This window comes from Streptomyces sp. NPDC099050, assembly GCF_044759865.1.
GTDB lineage: Bacteria > Actinomycetota > Actinomycetes > Streptomycetales > Streptomycetaceae > Streptomyces.
Map to the genome: position 1 here is coordinate 1 of NZ_JBIWAE010000059.1, position 7,572 is coordinate 7,572.

9 protein-coding genes and 2 pseudogenes are annotated in these 7,572 nt (G+C 72.4%); 5 read left to right on the forward strand and 6 right to left on the reverse strand.

Annotated features, from left to right (window positions below; genetic code table 11):
- Positions 1–131 precede the first annotated feature (131 nt).
- Positions 132–551, reverse strand: coding sequence for a hypothetical protein (locus ACIQV3_RS40310; RefSeq protein ID WP_403722303.1), 420 nt, complete (start codon positions 549–551; stop codon positions 132–134).
- Between the two features lie 101 nt (positions 552–652).
- On the opposite strand from ACIQV3_RS40310, the gene ACIQV3_RS40315 reads away from it, so the two are divergent.
- Both ACIQV3_RS40315 and ACIQV3_RS40320 read left to right on the forward strand, forming a co-directional pair.
- Positions 653–1,084, forward strand: coding sequence for an OsmC family protein (locus tag ACIQV3_RS40315; RefSeq protein WP_403722306.1), 432 nt, complete (start codon positions 653–655; stop codon positions 1,082–1,084).
- Positions 1,085–1,247: 163 nt separating this feature from the next.
- A complete protein-coding gene (locus ACIQV3_RS40320; protein ID WP_403722308.1) occupies positions 1,248–1,385 on the forward strand; it encodes a hypothetical protein in 138 nt (45 codons plus the stop codon).
- Positions 1,386–1,436: 51 nt separating this feature from the next.
- Here the strand turns inward: ACIQV3_RS40320 and ACIQV3_RS40325 are convergent.
- Positions 1,437–1,559: pseudogene (locus ACIQV3_RS40325) on the reverse strand (LysR family transcriptional regulator); the annotation flags it as partial.
- A 31-nt stretch (positions 1,560–1,590) separates the two neighbouring features.
- Here ACIQV3_RS40325 and ACIQV3_RS40330 point away from each other — a divergent pair.
- A pseudogene (locus tag ACIQV3_RS40330) lies at positions 1,591–1,785 on the forward strand (inositol monophosphatase family protein); the annotation flags it as partial.
- A 679-nt stretch (positions 1,786–2,464) separates the two neighbouring features.
- On the opposite strand, the gene ACIQV3_RS40335 reads toward ACIQV3_RS40330, so the two are convergent.
- Positions 2,465–3,412: an EamA family transporter gene (locus ACIQV3_RS40335; protein WP_403722309.1), complete on the reverse strand. Its 948-nt coding sequence runs from the start codon at positions 3,410–3,412 to the stop codon at positions 2,465–2,467.
- 80 nt (positions 3,413–3,492) lie between these two features.
- On the opposite strand from ACIQV3_RS40335, the gene ACIQV3_RS40340 reads away from it, so the two are divergent.
- Positions 3,493–4,359 carry a LysR substrate-binding domain-containing protein gene (locus ACIQV3_RS40340; RefSeq protein ID WP_403722312.1) on the forward strand — a complete coding sequence of 289 codons (867 nt, stop codon included), beginning with the start codon at positions 3,493–3,495 and terminating at the stop codon, positions 4,357–4,359.
- A 147-nt stretch (positions 4,360–4,506) separates the two neighbouring features.
- Here the strand turns inward: ACIQV3_RS40340 and ACIQV3_RS40345 are convergent, their stop codons facing one another.
- A complete protein-coding gene (locus tag ACIQV3_RS40345) occupies positions 4,507–5,658 on the reverse strand; it encodes a hypothetical protein (RefSeq protein WP_403722314.1) in 1,152 nt (383 codons plus the stop codon).
- Positions 5,659–5,940: 282 nt separating this feature from the next.
- Here ACIQV3_RS40345 and ACIQV3_RS40350 point away from each other — a divergent pair, with 282 nt between their 5' ends.
- Positions 5,941–6,318 carry a hypothetical protein gene (locus ACIQV3_RS40350; protein ID WP_403722317.1) on the forward strand — a complete coding sequence of 126 codons (378 nt, stop codon included), beginning with the start codon at positions 5,941–5,943 and terminating at the stop codon, positions 6,316–6,318.
- A 77-nt stretch (positions 6,319–6,395) separates the two neighbouring features.
- Here the strand turns inward: ACIQV3_RS40350 and ACIQV3_RS40355 are convergent, their stop codons facing one another.
- Positions 6,396–6,770 (reverse strand): hypothetical protein, encoded by a 375-nt coding sequence (locus ACIQV3_RS40355; protein ID WP_403722320.1) that lies wholly within the window; start codon positions 6,768–6,770, stop codon positions 6,396–6,398.
- Complete coding sequence (locus ACIQV3_RS40360; RefSeq protein WP_403722322.1) at positions 6,752–7,030, reverse strand: hypothetical protein; 279 nt, start codon at positions 7,028–7,030, stop codon at positions 6,752–6,754. The genes ACIQV3_RS40355 and ACIQV3_RS40360 overlap by 19 nt, the downstream gene beginning before the upstream one ends.
- Positions 7,031–7,572: the final 542 nt, after the last annotated feature.

The following is a 7,572-nucleotide window of genomic DNA, read 5'->3' on the forward strand; positions in this document are numbered from 1 at the left end:
ACCTTCTGGCAGAACCACCACTGGTACTAAACCACCAGCGGAACGCGGGGACACGAAACGCTCGGCCGGACACCCCGGCCGAGCGTTTTCGCATGCGCACTCCGCCCCCGCTGGACGCGCCGCCCGGACGGTCAGTGTGCCTCGGGGTCGATGTTGCAGCTGGCTCGGCGGCGCCCGATGGTGACCAGAGCATGGTGGAGGGCGTCGAGATCGGCACGTCGGACCTCGTGGATGGCCCCCTGGACCGGCTCGAGTCCCGGGCTGATCGCCTCGGCTGCCTCGTGCGGGTCGCGGCGCAGGATGATCCCCGTGGGAGGGTCGAAGGCCCGAAGGGCGCGAACCAGGGTCCGGCGGTCGCGTTCCCCCTGGGCGTCCGGACGGTGGAGGGTGACCACGGCGATGTCCGGAAGGAGCACGCGGGCTTGCGCCAGGGCGACGTCGGCTTCGTGCGTGTGGGCGACGATGCGGAAGTGCGGCCCCGTGTGAATGCACGCACGGAGGGCTTCCAACTCGGCGCCGTCCGTCACACCCGTCACCAGAACGGTCATCATTCCCCCCATTCTTCACGAATTCACCAATTTTGGTAGAGGGGCGGGGTGGGTGGCCGAGTACGGCGCGGTGGGTACGGGGCGGCGAGGCTAACGTCACTGTCATGACATCTGACTCCCTGCGCTCCGTCACCGTCGAGCGGACCGGTCCGGGCATGTTCACTGCGACCAACTCCCGCGGTGACACGATCACCTTCGGCACCGGATCGGGCGGGGGCTTCACCCCCGTCGAACTCTTCCTCGCCGCGATCGGCGGCTGCTCCGCGGCCGACGTGGACGTCGCCACCAGCCGGCACGCCGAACCCACCGAGTTCTCCGTCGCCGTCCACGGGCACAAGGCCGAGGACGCCGGCGGCAACCACATGACGGACCTGGAAGCCGCCTTCACCGTGCGCTTCCCCGCGGGCGAGACCGGCGACCGGGCCCGTACGATCCTGCCTCGCGCGGTGAAGACCTCCCACGACAAGCTCTGCACGGTCAGCCGCACGGTGGAGGCCGGAACCCCCGTCGCCGTAAAGGTCGTCGACGCGGACTGACCAGCCGAAACGGGTGGCAAGGATCCGACCCGGTCGGGTTCGTCCGCTTGGGGCCGCCGAGGCGCTACGTGAGGCCGGGGGCAGGTGGTATCGGCGTCGAAGCCGGCGGTCTGCCGGGCTTCGACGGGGCGCCCGACGCCGCCCGGCCGATCAGCCGGCCGCGGTGGACGCGTTCGCCCAGGAGCCTGCGGGCGAGCAGCACTCGTACGACGACCTCCGCTACGCCGACGGCGGCGAGTCCTTCACCCCGCCCGGCGACGCCTTCACCCCGCCCGGCGCAGCCGGCGCGGCCGCCACCTGAGTCCCATGGCCACCGAGCCTCCGGTCAGGCGGGGCGTGGCCTGATGGGCCATCACGACGAGGCGTCCCGCACCCCGTCATCGCGCGTGAAGAGTGCCTGGACGGTCTCGGTGGCCAGCTCGCGCAGCCAGGCGTGGGCGCGGTCGTTGTCGTAGCGCTGGTGCCACAGCAGGTGTCCGTGCCGATGAGGCGGTGGCGGATGTCGCATGGACGACTGGGCCGTCATCGCCACCTTGGTCAGCGACATCCAGCCCGTACTCACCGTCGTCCACCTGCCGCTGACCGGCGACACCTACACCGCGGTCGCCGGGGGCGGTGCTCGTCTGGGAGGCCGGCCCCTGAAGGTGTCCGCCAAGACCGACCTGGGCGCCGCTTTCATCGCGGCATCCACACCGCCGCCTTGAAGGTCCTCTCGCCGATCGACGGTCCCTGCCAGGCTGCTCAGCGCCACCACCTTCCCCGCCAGGGCGAGTCTCAACTCGCGGAGCGAGTAGGGCGGTTACGTGCGGCATCTCGGGCAGCGGCGAATCCTGCGGGACCGGATGCGCGGCGGCGGAAAGCTCGCCCCGGCTCCGGGCGCGGCGCAGGACCCCGCCCAGCCAGAAGGGCACCGTTCCGCTGGCCAAGAGCCCGTCCCACCACAGCCATTGCGGAAGCTCCAGGGAAATCACGGCGACGAGGACCGCGCCGAGCAGGACGGCGGGCGTACGAGTCCCGCCTCGAACGGCCTCCCGCGCCGCGAGGGCGGGGCCCCGGCTGTGGCGGTCGCCTGCGAATCCGAGTCCGTCAATCCACCAGCTCGGCCGGGCGCCGCGCCCTGTCCGGTGACTGTCGTGCCCTGAACGCCACCGTCCTCCAGTGCCATGACCGATCAGCAGCCCGGCGCGGCCGAAGCCGATCCGCTCCGACGGGCGCGGTGTGCTGACCCAGCGCCACGCGGTGAGCCGAGGGTGTCCCGGCAGTTCGGCGCGGCCGGTGGCCCACAGACACCCCGGCGGCGTGGTGGGCGCGGACCCGGGGCGCCGTCCGGACGGGTCGCCCGGATCCTCTTGGGCGCGGCCCGGGAGGGACCGGTGCGGCCTAACGCGGCGGCCGCCGCCGCCCCGGGCTCAGCTGGCCCGCTACGAGCGCCGCCAGGGCGAGACCGAATCCGGCGAGTTGGCCCGCGGTGAAGGCCTCGCCGAGCAGCAGCGCGCCGATGACCGCCGCGACCAGCGGTGACAGCAGGACGAGCATGGCCGTCGCGGTGACCGGAAGGCGCCCGAGGCCGCGGAACCACAGCACGTGGGCGATGAAGCCGCCCACCGTGCCGAGCCACAGGTAGCCGGCCACCGCGGACCCGTCGAGGTGCGGGGGAGCCCCTTCGAAGACGGCGGCGAGGGGAAGCAGGACGAGTCCGCCGGCCGTGAGCTGCCAGCCGGCGAGCGCCGCCGGGCCGACTCCGGCGGGACGACCCCAGTGCTTGGTGAGTACGATCCCCAGCGCCATCGACCCGGCCCCCGCGAGCCCCGCGAGGACCCCCGCCCCGTCGAGCCGCGCGTTCGGTCCGAGGATCACGAGCCCGACGCCGGCCACTCCCGCGATGCCCCAGCCGATCCGCCAGGCCGAGACCCGTTCCCGCAGCACCGCCACCGCCAGCCCCGCGACCATGATCGGCTGGACGGCGGCGAGGGTCCCCGCGACACCGCCGGGAAGCAGCTCGGCGGCCACGAACAGGAACGCGTAGACAGCGCTGATGTTGAGGGTGCCGAGCACCGCCGCCTTCCACCACCACGCGCCGCGCGGCAGTACCCGGGCGACCAGCACGAGCAGCAGCCCGCCGGGCAGCGACCGCAGCAGCGCGGCGAACAACGGGTGCTCGGGCGGCAGGAGTTCGGTCGTCACCGCGTACGTGGTCCCCCAGGCGGCCGGCGCGAGCGCGGTGGCGGCGATCAGCGCGACCGCGCCGCCGGCCCGGCGCCGCACGGCTGCGGTGCGTGTGGTGGGCGCGGGCGGCTGGATCTGCTGCCGGGGCGGGGAAGCGGTCATGCGGGAAGTCTCTGTCCACCGCGATCCATGCGTCCAACACATGATTGTCATCGAACCGATCGCGGAGGAAGATGGATCACGTGGAACTCCGACAACTCCGGTACGTCGTCGCCGTCGCGGAGACCCGTAACTTCACCCGGGCCGCCGCGCGTTGTTTCGTCGCCCAATCGGCGCTGAGCCGCCAGATCGGGAACCTGGAGCGCGAGCTGGGGGCGAAGTTGTTCGCCCGGACCAGCCGGCGGGTGGAGCTCACACCGGCCGGCGAGGCCTTCCTCATCGCTGCGCGGCAGTGCCTGGAGGCCGCCGAGCGGGCCGTGACCGACGCGGCCGCGGCGGTGGGTGAGGTCCGTGGCCGGCTGCTGATCGGGACCGTCCCCACGGTGGCCGCGGTCGACATCTCCGAGGTGCTCCAGCGGTTCCGGGAACGGCATCCTCAGGTGCGGGTGGGCCTGCACGTCGGCGCCAGCGACGCCATGACGGCCGAGGTGGCCGCCGGTGACCTGGACGTGGCCTTTCTCGGACTGCCGGCCGGCCACGAGCCGCGGGGCGTGGCCGCGCTGGAACTCGCCCGGGAACAGCTCGTCGCCGTGGTCTCACCCGCGCACGAACTCGCGGACCACGACCGGGTCAGCCTCCACCAGCTGGCCACTTCTCCCTTCGCCGACTTCCCGGCCGGATCCCCGGGCCGGGTGCAGAGCGACCGGGCCTTCGAAGCAGCGGAGTTGGAGCGCGAAGTCGCCTACGAAATGATGTCCGTCGACCTGATGACGCGCATCGTGGGCCGAAACCTCGCCGTCGCCCTCCTCCCCGCCGCTGTCGCCCGTGGCAACCCGTCGGTCCGCGCCCTCCCGATCACCGACGGACCGAGCCGCGTCGAGTACCTCGTCTGGAGCAGCTTCAACCCGACGCCCGCGACCAGGGCCTTCCTCTCCACGTTCCGCCCGTGACCCCGCCAAGGCCCGACCGACCCGGGATCACCGGCCAGGGGGGAGGCGCCCGGCGGGCCACGGAGCCACTCCGTGGCCGGGCCCCGAGCCACCGCCGCTTGTACCAGCGGGCGGGGCCGGCCGCCGCCCGCTGGGGGCTCAGGCGGGTCAGGCGTCCTCTGCCCGGGCCGTGCGGTCCGTCACCACCCGCAGGGTCACGGCAGCCGCGACTCCCGCCACCAGACCCCAGGTCAGGGCGGCCGGAACGCCGCTGCCGAGAACGGCGAACAGGCGCGGAGCCCCCGAGGGCGCGCCCGAGTCGGCCGCCTCCATCAGGACCCGCAGCAACTGGCTCGCCAGCAGGCCCAGGACGGTCGCGCAGACCGCGCCCACTGCCATGGCCGGGACAGTGACGCGGGTGAGCAGCCCCGGCAGCCTGCGCAGAGCCCCCCACACCACGGCGAGCAGCGCCACGTCGGGGACGCGGTTCAGGAGCCAGCTGCCGATCGACCCGCCCTCCGGCCCTGCCCATCCGCCGAGCAGCAGCCACAGCCGAAGGAGGTCGCCGGGGTCGGACAGCAGCCCGGTGGCCGTGGAGGCCTCCTGGATGGCGGCGGCGACGGTCTGGTAGGACAGGACCACCAGCGACACGGCGATCAACGAGGTTCCGACGGTGGCGGCCAGCCGGGCCGCACACGCCGGTACGACAGCGTGTGGCAGCGGGCCCGCGCCCTTGACGGTGACCCGGGCCGGCAGCACCGTTGCCGCCGCCGCGAGCAGGGCGGCCACCACCAAGACCTGGGCTCCGGAGGAGATCACACTCGCGATCTGGGGGAGGAAGCGGTAACTTCCGTGCCCTTGCCCGGCGATCAGCCAGGGCGCGGAGACGGCCCTCGCCAGCATCCCGGCCACCAGCCCCCAGGCCCAGACGGCGAGCAGCGCCGCCCACGCGCGGCCGCGCAGCGGCGGGAGCCTGCGGACCAGGAGCAGCGCCCCGGGTACGAAGAAGGCGAACACCGCACCGAACCGGATCTGGATCGCGGTTTCGTACAGCGAGAGGTAGCGGGCCGAATCGCCGGTCCCGACCGCGTAACCGCCGCCGTCCCCGTCCCCGTCGCCGTCGCCTGCGCCGTCTGCGCCGGGGGGATCGTACGACCAGGGGGCCAGCCAGTGTTCGAGTTCGCGGGCGGTCCCGGTGCCGAGGACGCGGCTACTGCCCGGCAGGTGCAGTGCGGCCGCGCTCGCCCCCGCCCACCACAGGAGCGCCGCCAGGAACAGCCCTCCGACCAATGCCGGTATCGCCGCGCGCCGGTATGTCATGTACTGCCCCCGCTTGGTCGTGCACCCCGTGTACTCGCTGATCAGCGGGAGAGTACGGGGTGGCGATGACACGGCGGAAAGGCACCCCGATGCTGTTCCCGCCGGGTTGGCCGGCGGCGAGGGAGCACAAGCAGCGGCGCAGCAGCCCGGCGGACACGATCGCCGTCATCGGGGAGGGCGAGCTCCGCGGGGACGCCATCGTCCGGAGCACGGCTACCGGCTGCGTCCGGGTCCGGGTCCGGGTCCGGGTGACCTTCAGGTTCCTCGCCCGGTTGAGCTGGCATGAGAAAGACGATGTACGCACTGACGGCGGCGGCAGCCCTCGTGATCGCCGCCTCGCCCGCGCACGCCGACGCGAAGGTCGAGGACGGCAGGGTGGGCTTGTCCGTTCGTGGCAAGGGCCTGCGGGTCGATGACGTGGGCGCCTACATGGAAGGCCACGGCACCGGGGTACGGGCACGCCTGATCACCTACGACCCGGACGGGTTCCGCTCGGCTCTCACCGGGTGGAAGGATGCCACCCCGGTGAGCGCGGCCCTGACCAAGGGATCCATCGTCGGCTGGAAGTGGAGGGGCGGGAAGAAGTTCGCCCACGGCACCCGGTTGTGCGTCGAGTTCAACATCGTGCAGGGAGAGCCCTGTGCGGTGATTCACCGGTAGTGCGCCTTCTCGGCATCACGGAGGCTACCGCCATGCGCGAGGTCACCACCGTCGCTCACCCCGAGCACACGGCGCACCTACTCAAGTGACGTGTCATCAGAGGTCACCCATCCAGAAGGGCGGATCGTTGGGGCCACGGTCGGACTGAATGGCCGCGTGGCGCCGTCGGCCGGCCAGATCCGGTTCGAGCTGAACCAGGACGAGTGCTCCTCGACTAACTCGGCACTGCGTTCGTCGAGGAGCACCAGGGCGTCGTCCAGCAGTCCGGCTTCGTGCAGCAGGTGGATGATGCCTTCGAAGAGGCAGGCGTCGTGGTGGTCGAACGTCGGGCGACCCACCTCGACGGCTTCCTCGATCCGGCCCTGGCGGCCCAGCAGTTCGATCAGAGGCCGGCGGAACCGGTCCGGATGCTCGGCGATGGCGATGGAGTTCCTCAGTGCCGCCTCGGCCACATCTGCCTGTCCGTCGTCTTCGACGCCCGGGCGTAGTACGCGAGCGTCTCACCCGTGTGCTCGCCGGTGCCCAGTACGCGCAGTTCCTCCAGGCGCCCATGGCGCCGCAGGAGCTCGACGTAGGCGATCAGTGTGTTCTGAACCGCGAAATGCCCGGCCGCGATGTTCGCCCCGGGCATCCGTGCGGCCTCGTCGGCCTGGCCCGCGCGCTCCAGGACCTGGGCTTGGAGATCTTGCGCGTTGCCGGGTGAAAACCCCATCGCTCCTCGCCGCGGGCCCCGCGGGCCCGCTCGGCGCGTGGCGCGATCAGCTCCAGAACCTGTTCATCACGGCCCTGGCTCTCTGTCAGCTCGACGACGGTGGCCGGAAGCCACTCCTTGTCCAGATGCGGCGTGAGTACGGGCATCGCCTCGTCTGGCCCGCCTGCCTCGGCCAGTGGTTCCGCGAAGTCGTGGTGGCACACCCCATCAGGGGCAAGGCCTTCCTCGTCCGGGCGGACGGCTTCCAGAGCCTGCCGTCTTCACGGCCTGAGCGTACGGGTGGCCACTGACAGGCCGCATCGGTGAGGCACCGCACCGATGTCAAGGGGTGCTTGGGGGTGTTGGCCGAGTCGGCCGCTTGGGTGGCGGAGTTCGGCGCCCTTGGCGGACTGGGCTGCCCGTCTGGCGCAGCCATCGGCCTTGCCGGACGCGCAGGGGGCGGCGCGTACCGTGCGGTACGAGGGCCCGGAGGCTCTCGTACCGCACGGCTCTGAGTGCGTCCCCCCAGGTTCAGTGCCCGGCGCCCAGCCAACTGACGATCG